The sequence below is a fragment of the Neisseria chenwenguii genome, from assembly GCF_002216145.1.
GTDB lineage: Bacteria > Pseudomonadota > Gammaproteobacteria > Burkholderiales > Neisseriaceae > Neisseria > Neisseria chenwenguii.
Window position 1 is genome coordinate 224,236 of sequence record NZ_CP022278.1, and the last position, 25,255, is coordinate 249,490.

A 25,255-nucleotide genomic window follows, 5' to 3' on the forward strand; every position below is an offset into this window, starting at 1 on the left:
ACACCGGAATACCATACAAAACAAGACACTTCCCTTGAGAGACGTGTTTTGTCGGTTTGGTCAGCGCAAAGCCCGAATCCCGACCGCATCGCGCACTTCGTCGAGCAACACCCGCGCTTCTTTGCGCGCTTTGGCGGCGCCGGCTTGCAGGATGTCTTCGATTTGCGCGGGGTTGGCGGTCAGCTCGTTGTAGCGCTCGCGTTTGTCGGACAATTCGGCGTTGATTTTGGCGGACAACAGCTTTTTGGCTTCTCCCCAGGCGAGGCCGTCTGAAAGGGCTTGGGCGAAGGCGGCGGTTTCGTCGGCGGTGGCGAAGGCTTTGTAGATTTCAAACAGCGGGCTTTCGTCGGTGCCTTTGGGTTCGCCCGGCTCTTTGAGGTTGGTGATGATTTTGTTCACCGATTTTTGCAGTTTTTTCTCGGTTTCAAACAGCGGGATGGTGTTGCCGTAGCTTTTGCTCATTTTACGACCGTCGAGGCCGACCAAGAGTTCGATGTTTTCATCGATTTTCACTTCGGGCAGAGTAAACACTTCTTTGAAGCGGTGGTTAAACCGCCCCGCAATGTCGCGCGCCATTTCGACATGTTGGATTTGGTCGCGGCCGACAGGGACTTCGTTGGCTTTAAACATCAAAATATCGGCGCTCATCAGAATCGGGTAGCTGTACAAACCCATTTCAATGCCGTGGTCTTGGTCTTCCTGCCCCTTGTCGAGATTTTCCTGCACCGCGGCTTTGTAGGCGTGGGCGCGGTTCATCAGACCTTTTGCAGTGATGCAGCCCAAAATCCAGTTCAGCTCCATAATTTCGGGAATGTCGCTCTGGCGGTAAAACGTGGTGCGCTCGGGGTCGAGTCCGCAGGCGAGCCATGTGGCGGCGACGGCTTGGGTCGAGGTGTGGATCATCTCGGGGTCATGGCATTTGATGATGCCGTGGTAGTCGGCAAGAAACAGAAACGACTCGGTACCGTCTGCCTGCGCGGCACGGACGGCAGGGCGGATGGCGCCGACGTAGTTGCCCAGATGCGGGATGCCGGTGGTGGTAACGCCGGTAAGGACGCGTTTTTTACTCATGATGAAATTCCGTTTCGGTTGGATTTTTTGTTTGGTTTTGAGGCCGTCTGCAATGCTTTGGCTTTGCTTAGCATTTCAGACGGCCTGATTTTACGCTTTCGCCTGCCAAGTATCTTTCAGCGACACGGTGCGGTTGAACACCGGTTTGCCCTCGGCATGGTCTTTGCGGTCGGTGACGAAATAGCCAGTACGCTCAAACTGCCAGCGGCTTTCGGCGGGCAGCGTGTTAACCACGTCTTCGGCGTAGGCACGGATTTCTTTCACCGATTCGGGGTTGAGGAAATCGGTAAACGGCAGGTATTCGCCGTCTTCGCCGCGCACGGCATCGGGGCGCGGTTCGGTGAACAGGCGGTCATACAGGCGCACGGTAATCGGCGCGGCGTGTTCGGCGGCCACCCAGTGAATCACGCCTTTGACTTTTCGTCCTTCGGGGTTTTTGCCTAACGTGTCGTAGTCGATGCTGCATTTGAGTTCGACCACTTGGCCGTCTGAATTTTTCACCGCTTCGTCGCAACGGATTACATAGCCGTGCCGCAGGCGCACTTCGCCGCCGAGGGTCAGGCGTTTGAAGCCTTTGGGCGGGATTTCGGCGAAATCGTCCTGCTCGATGTAAACGGTTTGGCCGATGCGCACGTCGCGGCCGCCGAAGTCTTCGCGGTTGGGGTGGTACGGCGCGAAACGGCTTTCGGTTCGGGCTTCGTCGAAGTTGGTCAGCGTCACTTTGAGCGGGTTCAACACCGCCATCAGGCGCGGGGCGGCGGTTTCCAAATCCTCGCGCACGGCGCCTTCGAGCACGCTCATGTCGACGATGTTTTCAGACTTAGAAATGCCGACGCGCTTGGCAAACAGGCGCAGCCCTTCGGGTGTGTAGCCGCGGCGGCGCATGCCGGAGATGGTGGGCATGCGCGGGTCGTCCCAGCCAGAAACGTGGCCGTCTGAAACCAGTTGGTTTAATTTACGTTTTGACGTAATCGAATACAGCAGTTCCAAACGGGAAAACTCGTATTGGTGCGGCTTGCTCGGCGCGGCAACGTTTTCAACCACCCAATCGTACAGCGGGCGGTGCGCCTCAAATTCGAGCGTACACAAAGAATGGGTAATGTTTTCAATGGCATCGGAAATGGCGTGGGTGTAGTCGTACATCGGATAGATGCACCATTTGTCGCCGGTGTTATGGTGGTGGGCGCGGCGGATGCGGTAAATCACCGGATCACGCAGGTTGATGTTGCCCGAGGCCATGTCGATTTTCAGGCGCAGGGTTTTGCTGCCGTCGGGAAATTCGCCGTCGCGCATTTTGTAAAACAAATCAAGGTTTTCTTCGATGCTGCGCTCGCGGTAGGGGCTGTTTTTGCCCGGCTCGGTGAGCGTGCCGCGGTATTCGCGCATTTCTTCGGGCGTCAGGTCGTCCACATACGCCTTACCCGCTTTAATCAAATCCACCGCGTAATCAAACAGTTGGTCGAAATAATCCGAGGCATAACGCGGCTCGCCGCTCCATTCGAAGCCCAGCCATTTCACGTCTTCTTTAATGGAATCAACGTATTCCTGATTTTCTTTTTCGGGGTTGGTGTCGTCGAAACGCAGGTTGCATTTGCCGTCGTAAACATAGGCCAAACCGAAATTCAGGCAGATGGATTTGGCGTGACCGATGTGCAGATAGCCGTTCGGCTCGGGCGGGAAACGGGTTTGGATGGCAGAATAGCGGCCGCTTTCGAGGTCTTCTTCAATGATGGTACGGATGAAATGGTTGTCGGCGAATTGGTCTTTGTTGAGCATGGTTTGAGCCTGCGGATGACTGGATAATTGGTTTTCAGACGGCATCACAGGCCGTCTGAAAAAGGCTTTCGGAAAGCAGGTATTGTACCCGAGTTGCGGGTTTTGATAAATCGGGTGCAAACGTTCCAATTATTCCTGCGGGCAGGCTATAATCGGCGCCTGTTCCGCACAAAACGACACAAGGTGAAATATGAGCGCATTCATCTTCCCCGATACCCGCCCCTACCCCGAAACCCCCGTCAAAAACAATCTGCTGATCCACGCCAAAGCGCTGGCCGAGGGCGCATCGCCTGCGCAGCGCAAGCTCTCGCAGGAATCGCTGCACGCCGAAATCTGCGGCATGTTGCAGCAAAACTATTTTCTCGGCCTCTCCGTCGCCATGAGCATGGCTGAAAGCGCCGCCGTTTACCGCGTTTTACTGGAAAATTTGACCGACGTGTTAAACGCCGAAAAAGACGAAGAAATCCAATGGTTTGCCATGCCGCTGGTGTTGGTCGCCGGCTGCAATCAGGCGCAGCCGCTCGGATTGGGCGTTCCCGCCGCCGCGCTGCGAACCTGTTTGGAACAACATCCCCACCTGCGCGCGCTCAACCGCGCCCAATGGCTGCCGTTTCTCGTTCCCTCCGCCGATTTGAGCGACATCGACGCCGGCGCGTGGTTTGCCGCCAAACAGAATATCGAAGCCGCGCAGGCGTTTGCCCGGCGCTTCAGGCCGTCTGAATTATCCCTGCCAGACGGACAATCCGTACACGTCGTTTACGCGCTCGGCTACGGCGGCGCCGAAATCCGCGAAGCGCTCGGCCGCAACCTGCTCGATGCCGGCCTGCCGCTGATGCAGATTTGGCAGGAAAGTCTGTCCAAACAAAGCGTTACCCTGTTCGTCAATCCCCTCTCCCCCGACGCGCCGCTGCACGCCCTGACCGAAGGCAGCCACATGCGCCAGCGCATGGCGATGGACGTATTCGCCGCCAACGCCATCCGCGCCGTCCGCCTGCAAAGCCCGCGCGTCGGCGTGGTTGCCGCCGCACAGCAGGGCGGAAAAATCCTGTTCGGCTTCAACGCCGCCGACGGCGCATTCGAAGTCGAGCCGCTGGTTTACGCTTGGACACTCTCGCCCGCCGACCACATCGGCACCGTACAGCAAAACTTCCTCGACCTCATGGCCGAATGCCGCGTCGAACACGTTTATCTGCTCCACGACCCGATTTCCGAAAACCGCCCCCTGCCCGCCTACGCCCAAGCACTCAAACTCGCCGGCCACAACCCCTTTTTCGCGGAACTTCAATGAGCCATAAAATCCTCTTCGTCTGCCTCGGCAACATCTGCCGCTCACCCATGGCCGAATACGTTTTGCGCCACCGCGCCGCCGAACACGGCGTTTCCCACCGCATCCAAACCGACAGCGCCGGCACCTCCGGCTGGCACGACGGTGAAAACATGCACGAAGGCACGCGCAAAACCCTCGCCCGCCACGGCATCAGCCACGCCGGTTTTACCAGCAGCAAAGTCAAAAGCGCCGATTTCGACGCGTTCGACTACATCATCGCCATGGACGACAACAACCTCGCCGACCTCGAAAAACTGTTCGGCCGCCATCCTGAAAAAATCTTCAAACTCACCGACCTGATTCCCGAAAGCGGTTACAAACTCGTGCCCGATCCGTGGTACACCGGCGACTTTGAAGAAACCTTCCGCCTCGTCGATGCCGGCAGCCTCGCCCTACTGAAAAAACTCAGCTTGACCTGAAACGGTTTGATGGAAACAGAGGCCGTCTGAAAAACCGGCCGTATCCGATCAAGCGCTTTCAGACGGTCTCAGACTTCAAGCCAAACCCTGACAGCGAAACTGCCCAATTTCGCTGTTTACCCACCGGAAATTTTTTCAGACGGCCTCCCAAAAGGCCGTCTGAAAACCCCAACCAAACCACCATGAAACCCGCCAAAACCTACCTGCTCGCCACCGCCTTCTTTACCCTGCTCTTTATGGGTTTGGTCGCGTTCGGCAGCTACCTCCTCTCCGTCGGCAGCAAACAATACGGCGTCGCCGCCTTTCTCTTCGCTTTCGCCGCCGTGTTCGCCCAAATGACCTGCCTCGCCCTCTTCCTGCGCCAAAAAGCGCGCAGCCAAGCCGCGCAGGCGCAGCAAAAGGAAAACCGAAATGCTTGAAAAAATCGTCCTCGCCAGCGGCAACGCCGGCAAATTGCGCGAATTTTCCGCCATCTTCGCCGATGACGGCATAGAAATCCTGCCGCAATCGCAGTTTGACACCCCCGAATGCCCCGAACCCTATTTCACCTTCGTCGAAAACGCCCTGGCCAAAGCCCGCCATGCCGCCCGCCACAGCGGCCTGCCCGCCCTCGCCGACGACTCCGGCATCTGCGTCAACGCCCTCGGCGGCGCACCCGGTGTCCTCTCCGCCCGCTATGCCGGCGACAACCCCAAATCCGATGCCGCCAACAATGCCAAAGTTTCCGCCGAACTCGCCGGCAAAAGCGACAAAAGCTGCTATTACGTCTGCGTCCTCGTTTTCGTCCGCCACGAGCACGACCCGCAACCCGTCATCGCCGAAGGCATCTGGCACGGACAATGGCGGGAAACGCCCGCCGGTGAACACGGCTTCGGCTACGACCCGCATTTCTACCTGCCCGAACACGGTCGCACCGCCGCCCAACTCTCCCCCGAAGCCAAAAACGCCGTCAGCCACCGCGCGCAAGCCCTGCGCGGATTAACCGCCAAGCTGGCGGCGTTCTCCCGCTAACGATAAAGGCCGTCTGAAAATTTCAGACGGCCTTTTTTTGTCTGTACTGATCTTAACTCAGCGCCGTTCCTGTTTGCGGATTAAATAAACCGCCAAAACTGCGAAGATAATCGTCGGCAGCGCACCGGCGAGAAACGGGGGAATGCCGTAGAGCTGGCTGGTAAAGCCGAACAGCCGTCCGGCGAAGTGGAACAGCAGCCCCAAGCAGATGCCGCCGAAGAGTTTCAGCCCCATATTGCCGTGGCGTGTGGTTTGCGGGGTGAAGGCAAAGGCGACCAGCGCCATCACCCAGGCGGCGACGGGATAGACCAGTTTGCGCCACCAGGCAATGGCGTAGGTTTGGGTTTGCTGGTTGTTTTCTTTAAGGTGTTTGAGATAGGTGGCCAGCTCGGATACGGACATCTGCTCGGGATCGACCAGCAAAACGTCGAGCAGGCCGCTTTTGAGTTCGACGGGCAGACGCTGCGTGGACTCAGAAGAAACGCTGACTTTGTCGTCGCCCAATACGCTGCGGCGTACGTTTTTGAGCTGCCAGCTGCCGTCTGGATTTAAGGTGGCGCTTTCGGCTTCGGCGGCTTCGGCCAATTCGTATTTGTCGTTGTGCGTCCAGATTTTGATGCCGGTGAGCGTGTGGTCGGGCAGCATTTCGCGCACATTGATGATGCTGTTTTTCTCTTTCAGCCAAAGGCCGGTGGAACCGGTGCTGATTTTGCCGTTGACGGCGCCGGCTTTGAGGTTTTCGGCACGCTGGCTCAAGGCGGGGGCGACCCATTCGCCCAGCGCCACGGTGGCGAGCGCGAAAATCAGGCCGAATTGGGATAGGATGAGCAGGAGTTTTTTGGTGCTTAAGCCGCTGGCTTTCATCACGGTCAATTCGCTGCCTTGCGCGAGCTGGCTCAGGGAAATCAGGCCGCCGATCAAGACGCCCAGCGGCATCAGTTCATACGCGCGCGCGGGCATCTGCATCAAAACATACTGCATCATTTTCATGCCGTTGTAAGAGCCCTTGCCCAAATCGCCGACTTCGTCGATGACGACGAAAAAACTGTATAAAGCGAGAAACGCCAGCAGCGAATATACGGCCATCACGGCCATCTGGCGGATGATGTAGCGTGAAATCAGGTTCATTTTCCGCCTTTCAGACTCAGACTTTTACCCACCGCCTGCCAAAACGGCTGCGCGGGCATGGTGCGCACGCGCAGTAAAACGACGGCGACGGCAAACATGAAAAGGTGCATCGGCAGAAAACCGATCCAGAAATTGATTTTGCCGTCTTCCACCGCGTTGCGCAGCAGGGTCAGGCCGTTTTGGTAGACAAGAAACATACCGATGGCAATCAGGATATTATAAGTATGCCCCGTGCGCGGGTTGAAATAGGAAAGCGGCACGGCCAGCATACTCAGCAGCAGCACGCTGATGGGCAGCGATACGCGCCACATCAGTTCGGCCTGATGTTGCGGATTGTCGCTGCCGATCAAATTCGCTGTGGGGATGGTGCGGCGGTGGGAAATCGGATCGACGATTTTCGGCGTGGTGCTGATAATCAGGCTGAGGTTTTCAAACGACACGCGGTTGTAGTCCGCCCTGCCCGGCACGCCGCTGTAACGGTAGCCGTTGCGCAGTTGCAGCGTACGCTTGTTGTTGTCGAGCGAAAAATTGCCCTCTTTGGCAAACACGATGTTGTCGTTGCCCTTGTCGTCGAGCTCGCGCAGAAACAGGTTTTTCATCACGCCCGATTCGGTGTCGAACTTTTCCACAAAATAAACGCGGCTGTTGCGCTTTCCCAAGGCATTGAATTCGCCCGCCTCAACCAGCGAAAGCTCTTGTTTCTGCTTTAAAAGTTCCGCATATTCGCGGCTGCGTAGCTCAGCCCACGGCATCACCAAAAGCTGCATCACCGCAATCAGAACGGCAAACGGCACGGCAAACTGCATCACCGGCCGTATCCATTGCCTGAGCGCCAGCCCGCAGGAGAGCCAGACCGACATTTCGCTGTCGCGCCAGTAGCGGGTCAGCACCGTCAGTGTGCTGATAAACGCCGTCAACACCAGCAGCAGCGGCGTCATGCCGATAATCCAGAAGCCTACCAGCGCGAGCACGGCATCAATCGCCACCCGCCCGTCGGCCGCGCGTCCGAGCAGGTTGATGGCCTGCGTCGAAACCAAGACCGCCAGCAGCACCACGAAAATGCCGACGGCGGAAAAAGAGAGTTCTTTGATGAAATTTCTTTGGTAGATCATAAAGTTTGCTTTTGAGTGGCGGGTGAAACCGCCGTTTCGGCAGGTTTGGAAAACCGTTTCCAAACACTTTTTTCAGACGGCCTTTGCTTTCAGACGGCCTTATCATAGAGTACAATCAATCCATCTTTCCAGACGGTTTTCAGACGGCATTTGTAACAAAAGGCCGTCTGAAATCCCCCGAACAACCGCTCTAAATCAGGAGAACCAACGTGGAATTTAGCACAAAAGCAGGAAAATTGCAGCCGCAACAGCCCGGAGCGCAATTATTTGTCTGTACGGCGGAAAATCTGCCCGAAAACGCAAGTGCGCGCGCGCTTTTTGATTCGCTGGAAGAAAAGCAGACTTTTGCCGACGCGAAAAATACCGTTTCAGACGGCCTGCAAGCCGTAGCGGTTGTGCGTTTGGAAAAATCCGACCGCGCCGCGTTAAACAAAGCCGCCGCCGAAGCCGCCAAATGGGCGCAAAACCAAGCCGAAATCCACGTCTGCCTGAACGCCTTCCCCGCCGATCAAGCCGCTGCGGTTGCCGAAGCCTTCGCCGCCGTGTTCGGCAACGCCGCCTACCGCTTCGACCGCTACAAAAAAGAAGCCAAGCCCGCGAAATTTGCCAAAGCCGTGTTTTATTCCGAACACGAAAGCGCCGTATCCGCCGCGCTGGCGGTAGCCGATGCGCAGGTGTTCGGACAGACTTTGTGCCGCGACTTGGGCAACGCCGCGCCGAATGAATGCACGCCCGAATTTTTAGCGCAAACCGCCAAAACCGAAGCCGAAAAACTCGGCGCAAGCGTCAAAATCTTGGGCAAAGACTACATTCAAAAAAAAATGGGCTCGTTTTGGTCGGTCGCCAAAGGCAGCGTGCAAGACCCGTATCTGGTCGAGCTGAGCTACTTCGGCGCCGCTGACCGAACCGCCGCGCCCGTCGTTTTGGTCGGCAAAGGCATCACCTTCGACAGCGGCGGCATCTCGCTGAAACCCGGTGCCGGCATGGACGAAATGAAATTCGATATGTGCGGCGCCGCCACCGTCATCAGCACCTTCTGCGCCGCAGTCAAACTCAAGCTGCCCGTCAATCTCATCGCCGTTGTGCCCACCTGCGAAAACATGCCCTCGGGCGGCGCCAACAAACCCGGCGACGTGGTCAAATCCATGAAAGGGCTGACGATTGAAGTTTTGAACACCGATGCCGAAGGCCGTCTGATTCTCTGCGACGCCCTCACCTACGCCGAACAGTTCAAACCCAAAGCCGTCATCGATGTCGCCACCCTCACCGGCGCCTGCATCGTCGCCCTCGGCCACGACGTCAGCGGCGTGATGGGCAACAATCAGGACTTGGTCGACAGCCTCCTCGCCGCCTCCCGCGCCGTGGACGACAAAGCCTGGCAGCTCCCGCTGTTCGACACTTATAAAGAACAGCTCAAATCCAACTTCGCCGACATCCCCAACATCGGCAGCCCCGGCGCAGGCACCATCACCGCCGGCACCTTCCTCTCCTACTTCACCGAAGACTACCCGTGGGCGCACTTCGACATCGCCGGCACGGCTTGGAAATCGGGCGCGGAAAAAGGCGCCACCGGCCGCCCCGTGCCGCTGTTGCTGAATTATCTGCGCAACGTGAAGTAAGGTTGTGAAACAGGCCGTCTGAAAATTCAGACGGCCTTTTGCTATAATCCCCTATCCGCTTTTCCCCGATTCCGACCATGCCCAAAGCCACGTTTTACACCCACGTTTCCAACCCCGCCGCCTTTACCTGCCGCTTGGCCGCACGCGCCATACGGGGCGGCGGGCGGGTGTTGGTCTGGTCGGACAGCGCCGCCGCCGTCTCCGCGCTCGACCGCGATTTGTGGCAGTTTGATCCCGAAAGTTTTATTCCCCACGAAATCTGGGCAAACCATGCGCCGATGCCGTCTGAAACGCCGCTGCTGCTCGCTTCGGGTTACGACCTGCCCACGCTGCCCGCCGAAGCGACGGTGTTGAACCTCTCGCCAGACTTTTGGAACCAAGCCCCGCAAGCGCCCGCGCGTGTGTTGGAAATCGTCGGTGCGAATTTTGAAGAGCTCGAAGAAGCGCGCAACCGCTTCCGCGCCTACAGGCAAAGCGGGTTTGAAATCGAGCATTTCAATATGGCGGGCAAGGCTTGAGTTTTTCAGACGGCCTCAAGCGCTTTTGCAGCTTTTCAGACCGTCTGAAAACCCTTTTTTATCTTTACATTTCTGCCGCTAATTTTTCAGACGGCCTGATTCATTTTCAAGCAAACTCGGCTATAATCGCCCCTTTCATACTCATTCAGAAGACAAACTTATGATGAACAAAACTTTCAAATTCGGCGCGCTGGCGATCGCCGCCGCTTTGGCTCTGACCGCTTGTGACAAAAAAGACGCCGCTGGCAAACCGGCTTCGGCGCCTGCCGTTTCGGCCGCTTCCGGCGCCGCTGCCGCTTCCAACATCGGCACGCCTGCCCAGCAGGCCAGCTACGCGATGGGTATCGACATCGGCCGCACCCTCAAGCAGATGAAAGACCAGGGTACCGAAGTTGACCTGAAAGTGTTCAACGAAGCCCTGCAAACCATGTATGACGGCAAAGAGCCGAAAATGAGCGAAATGCAGGCTCAGGAAGTGATGATGAAATTCCTGCAGGAGCAGCAGGCAAAAGCGCAGGCCAAATTCCAGGCCGATGCAAAAACCAATCTGGAAAAAGGCAATGCCTTCCTGGCTGAAAACGGCAAAAAACAAGGCGTGAAAACCACCGCCTCCGGCCTGCAATACACCGTTAAAACCGAGGGTACGGGCAAACAGCCTAAAGCCACCGACGTCGTTACCGTGGAATACGAAGGCCGTCTGATTGACGGTACCGTATTCGACAGCAGCAAACAAAACGGCCTGCCGGCGACCTTCCCGCTCAACCAAGTGATTCCGGGTTGGACTGAAGCCGTGCAGCTGATGAAAGAAGGTGGCGAAGCCACATTCTTCATCCCGGCCAAACTGGCTTACGGCGAACGCGGTGCAGGCGAGAAAATCGGCCCGAATTCTACTTTGGTATTCGATGTCAAACTGGTGAAAGTCGGCGCACCCGAAGGTGCTGCGCCCGCCCAACCGGAAGTGAAAATGGACGTAAAAAAAGTCCAATAAAATGATGCAGAAAAGGCCGTCTGAAAACGCAGCAACGCGCAGTTTCAGACGGCCTTATTGTTAAAGGGAAAAAATCCATGAAAAACATCGTGATCCTGATTTCCGGCCGCGGCAGCAATATGCAGGCGATTGTCAGCGCAGCGATTCCGAATGTACGCATTGCCGCCGTATTGAGTAACCGCGCCGACGCGGCGGGATTGGCGTGGGCAGCGGAACGCGGCATCGCCACCGAAAGCCTCAACCACAAAGATTTTGACTCGCGCTTTGCGTTTGACACCGCCATGATGGAAAAAATCGACGCCTACGCGCCCGATTTGGTCGTATTGGCAGGCTTTATGCGCATCCTCACGCCCCAATTCTGCGCGCATTACGAAGGCCGTCTGATCAACATCCACCCCTCGCTGCTGCCCTCGTTTACCGGCCTGCACACCCACGAACGCGCCATCGAAGCCGGTTGCCGCGTTGCCGGCTGCTCCATCCATTTCGTTACCGCCGAACTCGACTGCGGCCCGATTATCGCGCAAGGCGTCGTGCCCGTTTTAGACGGCGACAACGCCGACACGCTCGCCGCGCGGGTATTGGCCGTAGAACACAAACTTTTTCCGCAAGCCGTCGCCGATTTTGCCGCAGGCCGTCTGAAAATCGAAGGCAACCGCGTCATCAATCAGCAACGCAACGCCGCCGGAGACCAAAACCTTTTGGCCTGAGCGGCTTCCCCGCTGCAAAAAGAAAGGAACAAACCATGCACACACCAACCCGCACCGCCGTTTTAATCCTGGCTGCCACCCTATCGCTACCCGCATTTTCGGCAGAGCTGCCCAAATCCGCTGTTTTGCAGTTTTCCGGCAGCTACGGCATCCCCGCCACCATGACGTTCAACCGCAGCGGCAGCAGTTACAAAATCGTTTCCACCGTGAAAGTGCCGCTTTACCGCATCCGCTTTGAATCCGGCGGCACGGTTTCCGGCAACAGCCTCAAGCCGAGATACTACAAAGAAATCCGCAACGGCAAGCTCTACGCCTCTGCCAAATTCAGCGGCGGCAAAGTAAGCTACGGCAAAGCCGGCGAGGAGAAAACCCAAGCGGTATCGGGCACGACGATGGATTTATTCACCCTCGCCTGGCAGCTTGCCGCCAACGACGCCCGCCTGCCCGCCGGCTTGCGCGTGACCAACGGCAAAAAAATCTACCCGATTGCCGGTATGAGCAAAACCGGTTCGGCGCAGTATAAATTCAGCGGCGGCACCACGCCTGTCGATAGATATGTCGTCCACCGCGGCAACGATGTGATTACCTATGCGTTTGCCTCCAAAATCAACCATATCCCCGCGCAAATCAGCTTTACCGACGACTACACGAAAACCTACAACCTCAAACTGACCGGCGTAAAAATCAACGGTAAAGCCGTGAAGCCTTGATGTTTTAAAGCAAAAAAAGGCCGTCTGATACTTCGGCTACGCTCAGTAACCGAATTTCAGACGGCCTTTTCATTTTACCCAATCAAACCACTCAATCCGCGACCAAAACCACTTTCATCGCCTGATTTTCCGAAGCGTGTTTGAACACATCGTAAGCCTGCTCCAGCTCGCTGAATTTGAAGCGGTGGGTAATCATCTTCGTATAATCCACAGAGCTTGTAGAGATGGCTTTCATCAGCATTTCGGTGGTGTTGGCGTTGACCAGACCCGTGGTAATCGCCAGGTTTTTGATCCACAGTTTTTCCAGTTTGAAATCGACGGGAACGCCGTGTACGCCGACTACCGCGATGTGGCCGCCCGGCTTGACGATGTCTTGGCACATATTCCAAGTCGCAGGAATGCCGACGGCCTCAATCGCGCAATCCACGCCGTCTGCGCCGACAATGCCGAACACCTGCTGCGCCACATCGCCCGAAGCTGGGTTGATGACATGGGTTGCGCCCAATTCTTTCGCCAGTTTCAGGCGGTTTTCGTCCATATCGCAGACAATCAGCGCAGCCGGGCTGTAAAGTTGGCCGGTCAGCAGCGCCGACATTCCCACCGGGCCCGCACCCGCGATAAATACCGTGTCGCCCGGTTTTACATCGCCGTATTGCACGCCGATTTCGTGTGCCGTCGGCAGCGCGTCGGAAAGCAGCAGCGCCACTTCTTCGTTGACATTGTCCGGCAGTGGCACCAGGCTGTTGTCGGCATACGGCGTGCGCACAAATTCCGCCTGCGTGCCGTCGATCATATAGCCCAAAATCCAGCCGCCGTTGCGGCAGTGTGAATAAAGTTGGACTTTACAGTTGTCGCAGGTGCAGCATTTGCTCACGCAGGAAATAATGACTTTATCGCCGACTTTGATGTTTTTTACAGCGGAGCCGACTTCTTCTACAATGCCGATGCCCTCGTGGCCGAGAATGCGGCCGGCGTCGATTTCGGGGTTTTTACCTTTCCAAATCCCCAAGTCGGTGCCGCAGATGGTGGTTTTCACAATTCTGACCACCGCATCGGTCGGCTCGGTGATTTGAGGTTTCGGTTTTTCTTCAAAACGGATGTCGTTTGCGCCGTAATAAACCATTGCTTTCATCAGTCACTCCTTGATTTAAAAAGTTGACGGAAAACCCGATTAAACACTCCAGACCTTGTTATATACCCCGAAAAAAGCGGTGTCAATAAAAAACATTCTCAACAAGTTATACCATAACACATTGATTAATCTATAAACAAACCCAAAAAGAATATTAATGAACCAAACCGACTTCGCCCGCCGCCTCATCACTTGGCAACGCCGCCACGGCCGCCGCGACCTGCCCTGGCAGGTCAGCGACCCCTACCGCGTCTGGCTCTCCGAAATCATGCTCCAGCAAACCCAAGTTGCCACCGTTGCCGGCTACTATCCGCGTTTTCTCGAAAAATTCCCCACCATACAATCCCTCGCCGCCGCGCCGCAAGACGACGTATTGGCGCTCTGGGCGGGTTTGGGCTATTACAGCCGCGCCCGCAACCTGCATAAAGCCGCGCAGCAGGTCGTCACCGAATTCGGCGGGCAGTTCCCGCAAAACCGCGCCGATCTGGAACGCCTCTGCGGCGTCGGCCGCAGCACCGCCGCCGCCATCGCCGCCTTCGCCTTTCATCAGCGCGAAACCATTTTAGACGGCAACGTCAAACGCGTACTCTGCCGCGTATTCGCCCAAGACGGCGACCCGCAGGATAAAAAATTCGAAAACCGCCTCTGGCAGCTCGCCGAAAGCCTGATGCCGTCTGAAAACGCCGAAATGCCTGCCTATACGCAGGGCTTGATGGACTTGGGCGCCACCGTCTGCAAACGCAGCAAACCCCTATGCGGCGAATGCCCGATGGCCGGAATCTGCCAAGCCAAAGCGCAAAACCGTACCGCCGAACTGCCGCGCCGAAAAGCCGCCGCCGAAGCCGCCACCCTTCCTCTCTACTGGCTGGTTTTGCGCAGAAAAGACGGCGCCGTTTTGCTGGAAAAACGCCCCGCCAAAGGCATTTGGGGCGGCCTGTATTGCGTACCCTGTTTTGAAACGCTCGAAGCACTTAACCAATTCGCCGCGCGCCACGGCATTTTTTCAGACTGCCTCAGCGAACAACCCGCCCTCACCCACCGCCTCACCCACCGCCTGCTGCTGATTACGCCGTTTAGCGCGCAGGCAGAAAGCGTTTCAGACGGCCTCTGGGCCTCCTCCGAAAACCTCGCCGCCTACGGCCTACCCAAACCGCTGGCCGCTTATTTGCAACAGCCTTGATGCCTCTGCCGCCGGACAGAATACGCCGACAAAACAGTCCGACCGTTTTCCGATACAATAACGCCCTTTACAATGCACAGCCGTCTGAAAACATTTTTTTCAGACGGCCTGAGGCTTTTACAAAAATCAGAAGCATCCGCCTAAAGTCCGGTCTGAAACGGTTAATCCTACAACCGACGTTATTCCCGCGCAGGCGGGAATCCACGGTTAAAAACAGACAACATATTGTTTTGCAATAAGTTTCAGAAAATCAAACGTGGATTCCCCTCCTGCGCGGGAATGACGTCCGTGAAAGTTCTTGCGCTGAGCGCAGTCGAAGCGTCAGACGGCCTTTTTTGATTTTTGCAACGGTCCCGGCCTCCCTCTGTTTTTTCTCTTAACTCAAGTTCCCCAAAAACCATGCTGCTCGACCTCAACCGCTTTACCTTTCCCGTGTTTAAAAAAGAAGCCCGCCTGCTGCTTGCGCTGGCGCTGCCGATGCTGCTGGCGCAGGTTGCGCAGGTCGGCATCGGCTTTGTCGATACCGTGATGGCGGGCGGTGCGGGCAAGGAGGATTTGGCGGCGGTGGCGCTGGGCAGCGGCACGTTTTCCACGGTTTACATCACGTTTATCGGCATCATGACCGCTCTTAACCCGATGATTGCCCAGCTTCACGGCGCAGGTAAAACGGCGGAAACGGGCGAAACGGGGCGGCAAGGTATCTGGTTCGGGCTGATGCTGGGGTTGGCGGGCATGCTGCTGATGTGGGCAGTGATTGTGCCGTTTCAAAACTGGCTCTCGCTGAGTGATTATGTGGAAAACACAATGGCAAAATACATGGTGTTTACCGGATTGGCGATGCCAGCGGCGATGGTACACCGCGCGCTGCACGCCTACGCAACCAGCCTCAACCGCCCGCGCGTGATCATGATGGTCAGCGTGGCGGCGTTTTTCCTGAATATTCCGTTCAATTACGCTTTTGTGTACGGCAAGTTCGGCCTGCCGGCGATGGGCGGCGCGGGCTGCGGCGTGGCGACGATGCTGGTGTTTTGGTTCAGCGCGGCGGCTTTGTGGCTCTATATCGCCAAAGAACGCTATTTCCGCACGTTCGGGCTGACGGCTTCATTCAGCCGCCCCGACCCCAAGGCGTTCAAACAGATTTGGAAACTCGGCGCGCCCATCGGCCTGTCGTATTTTCTCGAAGCCAGCGCGTTTTCGTTTATCGTATTTCTGGTGGCGCGGTTGGGCGAGGATTATGTCGCGGCGCAACAGGTGGTCATCAGCCTCACCGGCATGATTTATATGATCCCGCAAAGCGTCGGCTCGGCGGGCACGGTGCGCGTCGGCTATTCGCTCGGACGGCGCGACTATTTGCGCGCACGTTACATCGCGGGCGTATCGCTGGTTTCAGGATGGGTTTTGGCTGTTTTTACCGCCCTCGCTTTGGTATTATTACGCTTCCCGCTGGCGGGGATGTACACGGACGACGCAACGGTTTTAGACACCGCTGCCGGCGTTTTGCTGCTGGCCGCCCTTTTCCAGCTTGCCGATTCCACCCAATGCATCGCCTCCTACGCGCTGCGCGGCTACAAAATCACCAAAGCGCCGATGGTTATCCACGCCGCCGCCTTTTGGGGCTGCGGCCTGTTGCCGGGCTACCTGCTGGCCTACCGTTTCGGCATGGGCATTTACGGCTTTTGGACGGCCTTAATCGTATCACTGACCATCGCCGCCGTGGCGCTGGTTTGGTGTTTGGAACTTTGCAGCAAGTCGGTGGCGAAAACGGAAAAGGCCGTCTGAAAACGGCCGGCCGCTCTTTTCAGACGGCCTTTGATACCCTGCCGCGCATACGGTGCTTCTTTTGCCTCAAAATCTTTCAGACGGTCTGAAGTTTGCCAAAGGCCGTCTGAAAACACACCCGCACATAAAGGTTTCCCATGCAGGTCCGACACCATACCGACCTTACCTCCTATAACACCTTCGGCCTCGCCGCCAAAGCCGCGGCTTTCGTTTCCCTGCGCCACGCCGCCGAATTGCGCGACATCATCCGACTGCCCGAATACCGTCGCGATACGGTGTTGTGGCTCGGCGGCGGCAGCAATATCCTGCTTTCCCGCGATTATCCCGGGCTGGTGGTGCACATGGAAAACAAAGGCATCCGCACGCTTTCGCATTCAGACGGCCTTGTTTTGGTCGAAGCGCAGGCGGGCGAAATCTGGCATGATTTCGTGCTGCACACCGTTTCGCAAGGTTGGAGCGGGCTGGAAAACCTCAGCCTGATTCCGGGTACGGTCGGCGCCTCGCCCGTGCAGAACATCGGCGCTTACGGCGTGGAAGTGAAAGATTTGATCCACAGCGTCAACTGCTTTGATTTGGAAACGGAAAGTTTCGTCGTTTTGAGCAACGCCGAATGCGGATTCGCCTACCGCGAGAGCCTGTTCAAACAGGCGGGCAAAGGGTTCTATGTAATTGTTTCCGTTGTCTTTACCTTAAAAGACACGTTCACGCCAAACCTTAAATACGGCGACGTTTCCGACGCCGTCGCCAAACTTGCCGAAGGCCGCGCTCCGACGGCGAAAGACGTTTCCGATGCCGTTTGCGCCATCCGCCAAAGCAAGCTGCCCGACCCGAAAATATTGGGCAACGTCGGTAGTTTCTTCAAAAACCCCGTCGTTTCCGCCGAAACCGCCGCCGCCCTGCTGGCGCAATATCCCGAAATGCCGCGCTATCCGCAGCCTGACGGCAGCGTCAAACTCGCCGCCGGCTGGCTGATCGACCAATGCCGTCTGAAAGGTTTCCAAATCGGCGGCGCGGCGGTTCACGACAAACAGGCGCTGGTTTTGGTCAACAAAAACCGCGCCACAGCCGAAGATGTGTACCGCCTTGCCGAACACATCCGCCGTGTTGTCGTCGAAAAATTCCAGGTAGAATTGAGCGCAGAACCGAATTGGCTGCCCCGGCCGGAATTTTATGAAAGAAATACAAAATAAAACAAGGAATTACATCATGACCAGAGAAGTCAAAATCAATACTTACACCAAAATCATCAACGCCAGTCTCGCGCTTTTCAACGAAGAAGGCGAGCGCAACATCAGCACCAACCACATCGCCGCAAACTTGGGCATCAGTCCGGGCAACCTGTATTACCATTTCCGCAACAAAGACGAAATCATCGTCCAACTGTTCAACCGGTACAGCGAAGCCCTGCTCGAATACCTGCAAAACGCCGTATTGCCGACCAACGTCGAAGAATCCATCGACTACATGGCCAGCGTATATGACGTGATGTGGGACTACCGCTTCCTCTTTACCGACGTCAACACCCTGCTCGCCCGCAGCGCCGAGCTTTTGGGCGAACACAACAACTTTACCCAAGCCAAAGTTTCCCCGCTCTTGGTCAACCTGCTCACCCAGCTCAACGGCCTGGAAATCATCCGCGCCGACCAAACCGCGATGAACGACCTCGCCGTCAATATGTGGATGGTGACGAAATACTGGTTCGACTTCGACGCTTCCCTGCGCGGCCGCACCAAGCTCACCGAAGATTCCAAAGGCCGCGGCATCCGCCGCACCCTCAGCCTGCTGCGCCCCTACCTTTTGCCCGAACACCGCAGTGAGTTTGACGAAAAAATCAGCGCGGTGGATTAAGCCCGCCGTCAATACCCAAAAAGGCCGTCTGAAACCCGACTGCGCCGACGTTGCGCAGCGGCCGGGTTTCAGACGGCCTTTTCCATTCCTGATAGGTCCCATTTTTTACATTTGGGATCTTTTCGCTTGTTCCCACGCAGCCACCAAACATTTTATTGTCTTATTAATAATAAATCCAATCCGATACCACCCCGCTCACCAACACTATTCCTTGTTCTTAATTTTAAAAAATTTTTCAAAATTTTTAATTTACCAAACAATCAAAATTCTCAACTATCATCATCGTTAGAAATTAATTCCCATAAAAATCATTTAAATATATTTTTTACATTCTCAAAAATGTACACCTGAAAATTTCAGGTCTAACATTTCGAAAAAATCATCAACAATCGGAGCAAACATTCTGATTATTTTCCTCCGAGGGAAAGACCTGAGACCTTTGCATCCGAGTTGTCGAATCATATATTTTATTTATATCGAAATTATTTTCAGAATTCCCGTTTTATCTTCCCCAAAATCAAAAAGGATTTGCCATGCATTTAAGTGCTCGAGAACAAGAGAAGCTGATGCTGTTTGTCGCCGGCGAGCTGGCGGCCAAACGGCGCGGACGCGGTTTGAAACTGAATTACCCCGAAGCGGTGGCCTATATTTCCGCACATCTGCTCGAAGCGGCGCGCGACGGTATGAGCGTGGCCGAGCTGATGGAACACGGCGCGACGCTGCTGACGGTCGATGACGTTATGGACGGGGTGGCCGGGATGGTGCATGAAGTGCAGATCGAAGCGACCTTCCCCGACGGCACCAAGCTGGTCACGGTGCATCATCCCATCCGCTAAGGCCGTACGGCTTATTTGAAATTTTCAGACGGCCCCAAACCGCCGTTTTACCAGAAAGAAAGAAGCAAGATGAATCCCGGAGAATACCGCCTCGCCGACGGCGACATCGCCGCCAACCTCAACCGCGAAACCCGCACCCTGACCGTATCCAACCTCGGTGACCGTCCGATTCAGGTCGGCTCGCATTTCCACTTTTACGAAACCAATTCCGCCCTGCAGTTCGACCGCGAACAGGCCAAAGGCTTTCATTTGAACGTACCCAGCGGCAACGCCGTGCGCTTCGAGCCGGGCGAAAGCAAAACCGTCGAGCTGGTCGCGTTCGGCGGCAAGCAAAACCTGCACGGTTTCCACAACGCCGTAAACGGCAAAGTGGCCGTGGACAACCAAACCGGCAAATCCGCGCTGACCATTCCGCGTTCGCAATACGTTGCCACCTACGGCCCGACCGTCGGCGACAAAGTGCGCTTGGGCGATACCGAACTTTACGCCACAGTAGAAAAAGACCTGCTGACCCACGGCGACGAATGCAAATTCGGCGGCGGAAAATCCGTGCGCGACGGCATGGCGCAGTCTGCCACCGCGACCCGCAGCAATGGAAACGTGCTCGATTTCGCGATCACCAACGTGCTGATTATCGACCACAGCGGCATCATCAAAGCCGACATCGGCATCCGCGACGGCAAAATCGTCGGAATCGGCCAGGCGGGCAACCCCGACACCATGGACGGCGTAACGCCCAATATGGTCATCGGCGCATCAACCGAAGTGCATAACGGCGCACACCTTATCGCCACCGCCGGCGGCATCGACACCCACATCCACAACATCTGCCCGCAGCAGATTACCCATTCCATCGAAAGCGGCATCACCACCATGATCGGCGGCGGCACCGGCCCAGCCGACGGTACCAACGCCACCACCGTCACCCCCGGCGCATGGAATTTGCAGCGGATGTTGCAGTCTGCCGAAGATTATCCCGTCAACCTCGGCTTTTTCGGCAAAGGCAACTGCGCCTCTTTAGAACCGCTGCGCGAGCAGATTCAAGCCGGCGCACTCGGTTTGAAAATCCACGAAGACTGGGGCGCAACCGCAGCCGTGATTGACGCCAGCCTGACCGTGGCCGACGAAATGGACGTACAGATCGCCATCCATACCGACACGCTCAACGAAGGCGGTTTCCTCGAAGACACAATGAAAGCCATCGCGGGCCGCGTGATCCACACCTTCCACACCGAAGGCGCAGGCGGCGGCCACGCCCCCGACATCATCAAAGCCGCGATGTACCCCAATGTGTTGCCCGCCTCGACCAACCCGACCCGCCCTTACACCGTCAACACCATCGACGAACACCTCGACATGCTGATGGTCTGCCATCACCTCGACAAACGCGTCGCCGAAGACGTCGCCTTTGCCGACAGCCGCATCCGCCCCGAAACCATCGCCGCCGAAGACATTCTGCACGACATGGGCGTGTTCTCGATTATGAGTTCCGACTCGCAGGCAATGGGCCGCCCCGCCGAAGTGATTCTGCGCACTTGGCAGACCGCCGACAAAATGAAACAGCAGCGCGGCGCCCTGCCCGAAGATTCGGACGGCAGCGACAACTTCCGCATCAAACGCTATATCGCCAAATACACCATCAACCCCGCGATTGCGCACGGCATAGCCCAATACGTCGGCTCGCTCGAAGTCGGCAAAATGGCCGACATCGTGTTGTGGAAACCCGCCTTTTTCGGCGTCAAACCCGAAATCATCATCAAAAACGGCTTCATCAGCTTCGCGCGCATGGGCGATCCGAACGCCTCCATCCCGACCCCGCAGCCCGTGATTTACCGCCCGATGTTCGGCGCGCACGGCAAAGCGGTCAAACAAACCGCCGTACTGTTCGTCTCCCAAGCCGCCGTCGATGCCGACATCCGCACGCAATACGGTTTGGAAAAACAGACCCTGCCGGTCAAGGGCTGCCGCAGCATCGGCAAAAAAGACCTGGTGCACAACAACGCCACGCCCGAAATCACGGTTGACCCCGAACGCTACGAAGTGCGCGTGGACGGCGAACTGATTACCTGCGAACCGGCGGAAAAACTGCCGCTGGCGCAACGGTATTTCCTGTTCTAAACGTCGGATTTTCAGACGGCCTTTCCAATGCCTGTCTGAAAATCCGAGAAACGGCTGTGTTGCAAACCTGCGGTTTGCCGCCCGCTCCCCGAGAAGGGAACGGTTGCAGTTCCCTTACGTTTTCGGTTTACCAGGCGCCGCCGGTTTCATATGCCGTGCAATATTTGTTGTCCAAACCTTTCAGACGGCCTGTTTCAAACCATAAGGCCGTCTGAAAAACCCACCCCCGAAAAAACATGAACCTGATTATCCAAGACATCCTCCCCGCCGATACCGCCACTGCCGATGCAGCCGAACACGACACCGTCGCGCTGGAGTGGTACGAAGCCGACCGCCGCATTCTGCGCAAAACCACCGTGCAGGGGCGCGATATTGCGTTCCGCCTGCTGCGCGAAGGCCGGCGTTTGGAACACGGCGCGCTGGTTTACGCCGATGCCAAGCTGGTTATCCGCGTGGCAATCAAACCGAGCGAAACCATTGTTTTGTCGCCGAAAACCCTGCCCGACATGGCGCGGGCGTGTTACGAAATCGGCAACAAGCATTCGCCGCTGTTTCTCGACGGCGATGAGCTGCTGCTGACCTACGACGAGCCGATGTTTCTCTGGCTGCAAGCCGCCGGTTTTGCGCCGAAAAAAGAGCGCCGCCGCCTGAGCCACGCGCTTCGCGCCAACTCCGCGCAAGGCGTGGGCGGGCATTCGCACGGCCATGCCCATAATCACGGTCACAGTCACAACCATGACCACGCCCATCCGCATTCACACAGCCGCCACCATCATGAGCACTAAACTCACCGCCCTGCTGCATCTGGTCGATCCCACCCTGCCCATCGGCGGTTTCAACCACTCGGGCGGCTTGGAAACTTTCGTGCAGCAACGGATTGTGAACAGCCGCGCCGATTTGCAGGAATACGTCGCCGTGCAGCTGCGTCAAAACTGGGCGCACAACGACGGTGCGTATGTGTCGCTGGCCTACGATGCCGCCGCGCACGGCGATTTGGCCGCGCTGCTGAAACTCGACGCCAAAATCTCCGCCAACAAAGCGCCGCGCGAAATCCGCGAAGCCGCTGCCAAACTCGGCGTGCGCCTGCTGAAGATTTTCGCCCGCTACGAAAACGCGCCGGTTTTGCAGGATTTTCAGACGGCCGTTACCGCCAAGGAGGCCTACGGGTTTTATCCCCTCGTGTTCGGCCTGATTGCCGCGCTGGGCGCGCATCCGAAAGACGAAACCCTGACCGCGTTCTACTACAACGCCGCCGTCGGCGCCGTTACCAACGGTGTGAAGCTGATTCCCCTGAGCCAGATGGACGGGCAGGACATTCTCTTCGAACTGCGCCTGCCCATCGCCAATGCCGTCGCCGACAGCCTCGTGCCCGACGAAAACCGGCTCGGCGCCGCCAGCATCGCCTCCGACATCCGCGCCATGCAGCACGAGCGGCTTTATACGAGGCTGTATATGAGTTAGGCCGTCTGAAAAACGTAGGCCGGATATTTCAGACGGCCTGCGCCCCCGCCACTCTGTAGGCCGGATTCTCGAATCCGACACCACAACCATCCGGCCTTGTCGGACTACGGGAGCGCCAAGTTGGACCGTAAGCCCGATCCACACCCAAAATCACTTTTCCCGAACCCCTTTGATTTTTCATCTTAAAAAGGAAACCCCACCATGAAAAAACTTCTTACCCTGATTGCTTTAACCACCGTCTCCACCGCCGCCATGGCGCACCCAGGTCATGCCGATACCGGCCTGATCAGCGGTTTGGCGCACCCCGTCAGCGGCCTCGACCACATTTTGGCCATGCTGGCCGTCGGTCTGTGGGCCGCATCGTTCAGCGGTAAAGCGCGCTGGGCCATTCCCGCCAGCTTCGTCGCCATGATGACTTTGGGCTTCGCATTCGGCGCCAACGGCGGCGAAATTCCGATGATGGAACAAGGCATTGCCGCCTCCGTTTTGGTTATCGGCCTGGCCGCCGCTTGGGCGCACCGCATTCCCGCCGCCGCGATGGCCGTTGTCGGCGTGTTCGCTCTGTTCCACGGCGTGGCGCACGGCGCGGAAATGCACGGCTCCTCCGCCTTTGCCTACGCCGCCGGCTTCATCGCCAGCACCATCGCCCTGCACGCCGCCGGTTTCTTTACGGGCACCGCTTTGAGCAAAAACATTTGGGTCAACCGCGTCGCCGGCACCGCCATCGGCGCCATCGGTTTGGGCATGATGTTTGCCTGATTCGGTAGATACAGACCGAGTCCGTAGGCTGATTACAGCCGAACCGTGCCTGTCTGAAAACATTTGAATGGGCAGGCAGAAAACCGCGAAAGCCGTTTTCAGACAGGCATTTCCATTCCTCAAAACAAAAAGGCCGTCTGAAAAAACAAACCCTTTTTCAGACGGCCTCGACAAAACCGAAAGAACCCTATGCGCAACTACATCAAAATCGGCGTGGCCGGCCCCGTGGGCGCAGGCAAAACCGCGCTGATCGAGCGGCTGACCCGCCAAATGGCCAAAGAATACAGCGTGGCCGTGATTACCAACGACATTTACACCCGCGAAGATGCGGAATTCCTCACCAAAAACAGCCTCCTGCCCGCCGAACGCATCATGGGCGTAGAAACGGGCGGTTGCCCGCACACCGCTATCCGCGAAGATGCGTCGATGAACTTGGAAGCGGTGGAGGAAATGGCCGCGCGTTTTCCCGACGTGCAGATCGTGTTCATCGAATCGGGCGGCGACAACCTTTCCGCCACGTTCAGCCCCGATTTGGCCGACGTGACCATTTTCGTCATCGACGTGGCGCAGGGCGAAAAAATTCCGCGCAAAGGCGGGCCGGGCATTACCCGTTCGGATCTGCTGGTCATCAACAAAACCGACCTCGCCCCGTTTGTCGGCGCGAGTTTGGAAGTAATGGAGCGCGACGCGCGCCGTATGCGCGGCGGCCAGCCGTTTGTGTTTACCAACCTGCGTAAAGACGAGCATCTTCAAGACGTTATCGGCTGGATTAAAAAATACGCTCTCTTGGAAAACACCGCCGAACCCGAGGGTTTGGTGCATTGAAGTTTTCAGACGGCCTGATTGCCGGAAAGGCCGTCTGAAAAAATTTCCTCCCCGATAAAACGCTATGCATGCCAAACTGACCCTATCCACGCAAATCCGCGCGGGCAAAACCACACTGAAAAACAGCTTTGTGTCGCCGCCGCTCAAACTCCTGACCCTGCCGCACCAAACCGACGCCATGCTGCGCGCGGTGCAGATGTCGTCGTCCCCCGGCCTGCTCGCGGGCGATTTGGTCGAAACCGATATCCGCGTCAGCGCCGGCAGCGCGCTTTCGCTCTATACCCAAGCCTACACGCGGGTATTGAGTATGCGCGCAGGCGATAAGGCCGAACAGCGCACGGCAATTGTTCAGGAAACGGGCAGCCGCCTCTGCTATCTGCCGCATCCGCTGGTTTTGCACGAGGGCAGTTCGCTGTTCCAAACCACCGGCATCGATTTGGCCGGCGACTGCGAGCTGCTCTACGGCGAAATCATCGCGGCGGGGCGCGTGTTGCGCGGCGAAAAATTCGCTTTCGAGCGGCTCTCGTCCCACCTCGATATCCGCCACAACGGTCGCGAAATCGTTACCGACAACATCCAATGGCAGCCGCGGAAATACGCGGTGGAAACCATCGGGCAGATGGAAGGCTACACCCACCAGCTCAATTTGTTTTATGTGCACACCGCTAAGATGCCGCCTGAAATCCGCGAACAGGCCGACAATCTGTATCACACGCTGGACGCAGCGTTTTCAGACGGCCGCATCCTCTGGGGCGTCACGCAGGCCAACGACTGCGTCTTGTGCCTGCGCGCGCTCTCGGGCAACGCGCAGGATTTGCAGACGCTGCTGCAAAGCGCGGTAACGCATTTGCAGGCCGACCAGATTACCCCGCAGACCACGGCGTTTTTCCGGTAATCGCCCGCAATGCCTTCTGAAAAATTTTTTAAAAAA

The 25,255-nt window shown here is 57.0% G+C and carries 25 protein-coding genes; 20 read left to right on the top strand and 5 right to left on the bottom strand.

Annotated features, from left to right (window positions below):
• Positions 1 to 60 precede the first annotated feature (60 nt).
• Complete coding sequence (gene trpS / locus BG910_RS01030) at positions 61 to 1,071, bottom strand: tryptophan--tRNA ligase (protein ID WP_089035242.1); 1,011 nt, start codon at positions 1,069 to 1,071, stop codon at positions 61 to 63.
• A 90-nt stretch (positions 1,072 to 1,161) separates the two neighbouring features.
• A complete protein-coding gene (locus BG910_RS01035; protein ID WP_089035243.1) occupies positions 1,162 to 2,847 on the bottom strand; it encodes a glutamine--tRNA ligase/YqeY domain fusion protein in 1,686 nt (561 codons plus the stop codon).
• A 190-nt stretch (positions 2,848 to 3,037) separates the two neighbouring features.
• Between BG910_RS01035 and BG910_RS01040 the strand changes: the two genes are divergently transcribed.
• The 4 genes from BG910_RS01040 (at position 3,038) to rdgB (ending at position 5,604) form a co-directional block, all read left to right on the top strand.
• The gene (locus BG910_RS01040) at positions 3,038 to 4,135 is read left to right on the top strand and encodes a conjugal transfer protein (protein ID WP_089035244.1); all 1,098 of its coding nucleotides are present in this window, start codon (positions 3,038 to 3,040) and stop codon (positions 4,133 to 4,135) included.
• Positions 4,132 to 4,593, top strand: a complete 462-nt coding sequence (locus BG910_RS01045; protein WP_089035245.1) for a low molecular weight protein-tyrosine-phosphatase — start codon at positions 4,132 to 4,134, stop codon at positions 4,591 to 4,593. Before BG910_RS01040 ends, BG910_RS01045 begins: the two co-directional genes overlap by 4 nt.
• A gap of 182 nt (positions 4,594 to 4,775) precedes the next feature.
• Positions 4,776 to 5,012, top strand: a complete 237-nt coding sequence (locus BG910_RS01050) for an NGO_0222 family membrane protein (protein WP_089035246.1) — start codon at positions 4,776 to 4,778, stop codon at positions 5,010 to 5,012.
• Positions 5,005 to 5,604, top strand: a complete 600-nt coding sequence (rdgB, locus tag BG910_RS01055) for an RdgB/HAM1 family non-canonical purine NTP pyrophosphatase (protein WP_089035247.1) — start codon at positions 5,005 to 5,007, stop codon at positions 5,602 to 5,604. The genes BG910_RS01050 and rdgB overlap by 8 nt, the downstream gene beginning before the upstream one ends.
• A 57-nt stretch (positions 5,605 to 5,661) precedes the next feature.
• On the opposite strand, the gene lptG is transcribed toward rdgB, so the two are convergent.
• A complete protein-coding gene (lptG, locus tag BG910_RS01060; RefSeq protein ID WP_089035248.1) occupies positions 5,662 to 6,732 on the bottom strand; it encodes an LPS export ABC transporter permease LptG in 1,071 nt (356 codons plus the stop codon).
• Positions 6,729 to 7,844, bottom strand: coding sequence for an LPS export ABC transporter permease LptF (lptF, locus tag BG910_RS01065; RefSeq protein ID WP_089037073.1), 1,116 nt, complete (start codon positions 7,842 to 7,844; stop codon positions 6,729 to 6,731). Before lptF ends, lptG begins: the two co-directional genes overlap by 4 nt.
• A 209-nt stretch (positions 7,845 to 8,053) precedes the next feature.
• Between lptF and BG910_RS01070 the strand changes: the two genes are divergently transcribed.
• The 5 genes from BG910_RS01070 to BG910_RS01090 all read left to right on the top strand — a co-directional run bounded on the left by BG910_RS01070 (position 8,054) and on the right by BG910_RS01090 (position 12,386).
• Entirely contained in the window at positions 8,054 to 9,463 is a 1,410-nt protein-coding gene (locus BG910_RS01070; RefSeq protein ID WP_089035249.1) for a leucyl aminopeptidase, read from the top strand.
• A gap of 77 nt (positions 9,464 to 9,540) precedes the next feature.
• On the top strand, positions 9,541 to 9,981 hold the full coding sequence (locus BG910_RS01075) for a DNA polymerase III subunit chi (protein ID WP_089035250.1): 441 nt from the start codon (positions 9,541 to 9,543) through the stop codon (positions 9,979 to 9,981).
• 163 nt (positions 9,982 to 10,144) lie between these two features.
• Positions 10,145 to 10,969 carry an FKBP-type peptidyl-prolyl cis-trans isomerase gene (locus tag BG910_RS01080; protein WP_089035251.1) on the top strand — a complete coding sequence of 275 codons (825 nt, stop codon included), beginning with the start codon at positions 10,145 to 10,147 and terminating at the stop codon, positions 10,967 to 10,969.
• 77 nt (positions 10,970 to 11,046) lie between these two features.
• Positions 11,047 to 11,676 carry a phosphoribosylglycinamide formyltransferase gene (gene purN / locus BG910_RS01085; RefSeq protein WP_089035252.1) on the top strand — a complete coding sequence of 210 codons (630 nt, stop codon included), beginning with the start codon at positions 11,047 to 11,049 and terminating at the stop codon, positions 11,674 to 11,676.
• Between the two features lie 35 nt (positions 11,677 to 11,711).
• Positions 11,712 to 12,386: a DUF3108 domain-containing protein gene (locus BG910_RS01090; RefSeq protein ID WP_089035253.1), complete on the top strand. Its 675-nt coding sequence runs from the start codon at positions 11,712 to 11,714 to the stop codon at positions 12,384 to 12,386.
• Positions 12,387 to 12,477: 91 nt separating this feature from the next.
• Here BG910_RS01090 and BG910_RS01095 read toward each other — a convergent pair whose 3' ends face one another.
• Complete coding sequence (locus BG910_RS01095; protein ID WP_089035254.1) at positions 12,478 to 13,518, bottom strand: zinc-dependent alcohol dehydrogenase family protein; 1,041 nt, start codon at positions 13,516 to 13,518, stop codon at positions 12,478 to 12,480.
• A gap of 157 nt (positions 13,519 to 13,675) precedes the next feature.
• Here BG910_RS01095 and mutY point away from each other — a divergent pair, with 157 nt between their 5' ends.
• The 11 genes from mutY to BG910_RS01150 all read left to right on the top strand — a co-directional run bounded on the left by mutY (position 13,676) and on the right by BG910_RS01150 (position 25,219).
• A complete protein-coding gene (gene mutY / locus BG910_RS01100) occupies positions 13,676 to 14,698 on the top strand; it encodes an A/G-specific adenine glycosylase (RefSeq protein WP_089035255.1) in 1,023 nt (340 codons plus the stop codon).
• A gap of 399 nt (positions 14,699 to 15,097) precedes the next feature.
• Positions 15,098 to 16,477: an MATE family efflux transporter gene (locus tag BG910_RS01105; protein ID WP_089035256.1), complete on the top strand. Its 1,380-nt coding sequence runs from the start codon at positions 15,098 to 15,100 to the stop codon at positions 16,475 to 16,477.
• A gap of 137 nt (positions 16,478 to 16,614) precedes the next feature.
• Positions 16,615 to 17,667: a UDP-N-acetylmuramate dehydrogenase gene (murB, locus tag BG910_RS01110; protein WP_089035257.1), complete on the top strand. Its 1,053-nt coding sequence runs from the start codon at positions 16,615 to 16,617 to the stop codon at positions 17,665 to 17,667.
• A gap of 16 nt (positions 17,668 to 17,683) precedes the next feature.
• The gene (locus BG910_RS01115) at positions 17,684 to 18,325 is read left to right on the top strand and encodes a TetR/AcrR family transcriptional regulator (RefSeq protein WP_089035258.1); all 642 of its coding nucleotides are present in this window, start codon (positions 17,684 to 17,686) and stop codon (positions 18,323 to 18,325) included.
• Between the two features lie 533 nt (positions 18,326 to 18,858).
• Positions 18,859 to 19,161 (top strand): urease subunit gamma, encoded by a 303-nt coding sequence (ureA, locus tag BG910_RS01120; RefSeq protein WP_089035259.1) that lies wholly within the window; start codon positions 18,859 to 18,861, stop codon positions 19,159 to 19,161.
• Between the two features lie 69 nt (positions 19,162 to 19,230).
• A complete protein-coding gene (ureC, locus tag BG910_RS01125) occupies positions 19,231 to 21,279 on the top strand; it encodes an urease subunit alpha (RefSeq protein ID WP_089035260.1) in 2,049 nt (682 codons plus the stop codon).
• Between the two features lie 236 nt (positions 21,280 to 21,515).
• A complete protein-coding gene (ureE, locus tag BG910_RS01130) occupies positions 21,516 to 22,064 on the top strand; it encodes an urease accessory protein UreE (RefSeq protein ID WP_089035261.1) in 549 nt (182 codons plus the stop codon).
• Positions 22,015 to 22,740 carry an urease accessory protein UreF gene (locus BG910_RS01135; RefSeq protein ID WP_198344808.1) on the top strand — a complete coding sequence of 242 codons (726 nt, stop codon included), beginning with the start codon at positions 22,015 to 22,017 and terminating at the stop codon, positions 22,738 to 22,740. The genes ureE and BG910_RS01135 overlap by 50 nt, the downstream gene beginning before the upstream one ends.
• Positions 22,741 to 22,941: 201 nt before the next feature.
• Positions 22,942 to 23,499 carry a HupE/UreJ family protein gene (locus BG910_RS01140; protein ID WP_089035263.1) on the top strand — a complete coding sequence of 186 codons (558 nt, stop codon included), beginning with the start codon at positions 22,942 to 22,944 and terminating at the stop codon, positions 23,497 to 23,499.
• A 189-nt stretch (positions 23,500 to 23,688) separates the two neighbouring features.
• Positions 23,689 to 24,324: an urease accessory protein UreG gene (gene ureG, locus BG910_RS01145; protein ID WP_089035264.1), complete on the top strand. Its 636-nt coding sequence runs from the start codon at positions 23,689 to 23,691 to the stop codon at positions 24,322 to 24,324.
• Between the two features lie 64 nt (positions 24,325 to 24,388).
• Complete coding sequence (locus BG910_RS01150) at positions 24,389 to 25,219, top strand: urease accessory protein UreD (protein WP_089035265.1); 831 nt, start codon at positions 24,389 to 24,391, stop codon at positions 25,217 to 25,219.
• The last annotated feature ends 36 nt before the right edge of the window (positions 25,220 to 25,255 follow it).

Coding starts and splice junctions, on each gene's coding strand:
- trpS (WP_089035242.1), bottom strand. CDS start 1,071: ATGAGTAAAAAACGCGTCCTTACCGGCGTTACCACCACCGGCATCCCG.
- rdgB (WP_089035247.1), top strand. CDS start 5,005: ATGCTTGAAAAAATCGTCCTCGCCAGCGGCAACGCCGGCAAATTGCGC.
- mutY (WP_089035255.1), top strand. CDS start 13,676: ATGAACCAAACCGACTTCGCCCGCCGCCTCATCACTTGGCAACGCCGC.
- BG910_RS01090 (WP_089035253.1), top strand. CDS start 11,712: ATGCACACACCAACCCGCACCGCCGTTTTAATCCTGGCTGCCACCCTA.
- BG910_RS01105 (WP_089035256.1), top strand. CDS start 15,098: ATGCTGCTCGACCTCAACCGCTTTACCTTTCCCGTGTTTAAAAAAGAA.
- BG910_RS01115 (WP_089035258.1), top strand. CDS start 17,684: ATGACCAGAGAAGTCAAAATCAATACTTACACCAAAATCATCAACGCC.
- BG910_RS01045 (WP_089035245.1), top strand. CDS start 4,132: ATGAGCCATAAAATCCTCTTCGTCTGCCTCGGCAACATCTGCCGCTCA.
- BG910_RS01080 (WP_089035251.1), top strand. CDS start 10,145: ATGAACAAAACTTTCAAATTCGGCGCGCTGGCGATCGCCGCCGCTTTG.
- BG910_RS01140 (WP_089035263.1), top strand. CDS start 22,942: ATGAAAAAACTTCTTACCCTGATTGCTTTAACCACCGTCTCCACCGCC.
- BG910_RS01135 (WP_198344808.1), top strand. CDS start 22,015: ATGACCACGCCCATCCGCATTCACACAGCCGCCACCATCATGAGCACT.
- murB (WP_089035257.1), top strand. CDS start 16,615: ATGCAGGTCCGACACCATACCGACCTTACCTCCTATAACACCTTCGGC.
- ureE (WP_089035261.1), top strand. CDS start 21,516: ATGAACCTGATTATCCAAGACATCCTCCCCGCCGATACCGCCACTGCC.
- lptG (WP_089035248.1), bottom strand. CDS start 6,732: ATGAACCTGATTTCACGCTACATCATCCGCCAGATGGCCGTGATGGCC.
- BG910_RS01035 (WP_089035243.1), bottom strand. CDS start 2,847: ATGCTCAACAAAGACCAATTCGCCGACAACCATTTCATCCGTACCATC.
- ureC (WP_089035260.1), top strand. CDS start 19,231: ATGAATCCCGGAGAATACCGCCTCGCCGACGGCGACATCGCCGCCAAC.
- BG910_RS01095 (WP_089035254.1), bottom strand. CDS start 13,518: ATGAAAGCAATGGTTTATTACGGCGCAAACGACATCCGTTTTGAAGAA.
- purN (WP_089035252.1), top strand. CDS start 11,047: ATGAAAAACATCGTGATCCTGATTTCCGGCCGCGGCAGCAATATGCAG.
- BG910_RS01040 (WP_089035244.1), top strand. CDS start 3,038: ATGAGCGCATTCATCTTCCCCGATACCCGCCCCTACCCCGAAACCCCC.
- ureG (WP_089035264.1), top strand. CDS start 23,689: ATGCGCAACTACATCAAAATCGGCGTGGCCGGCCCCGTGGGCGCAGGC.
- BG910_RS01150 (WP_089035265.1), top strand. CDS start 24,389: ATGCATGCCAAACTGACCCTATCCACGCAAATCCGCGCGGGCAAAACC.
- BG910_RS01075 (WP_089035250.1), top strand. CDS start 9,541: ATGCCCAAAGCCACGTTTTACACCCACGTTTCCAACCCCGCCGCCTTT.
- lptF (WP_089037073.1), bottom strand. CDS start 7,844: ATGATCTACCAAAGAAATTTCATCAAAGAACTCTCTTTTTCCGCCGTC.
- ureA (WP_089035259.1), top strand. CDS start 18,859: ATGCATTTAAGTGCTCGAGAACAAGAGAAGCTGATGCTGTTTGTCGCC.
- BG910_RS01050 (WP_089035246.1), top strand. CDS start 4,776: ATGAAACCCGCCAAAACCTACCTGCTCGCCACCGCCTTCTTTACCCTG.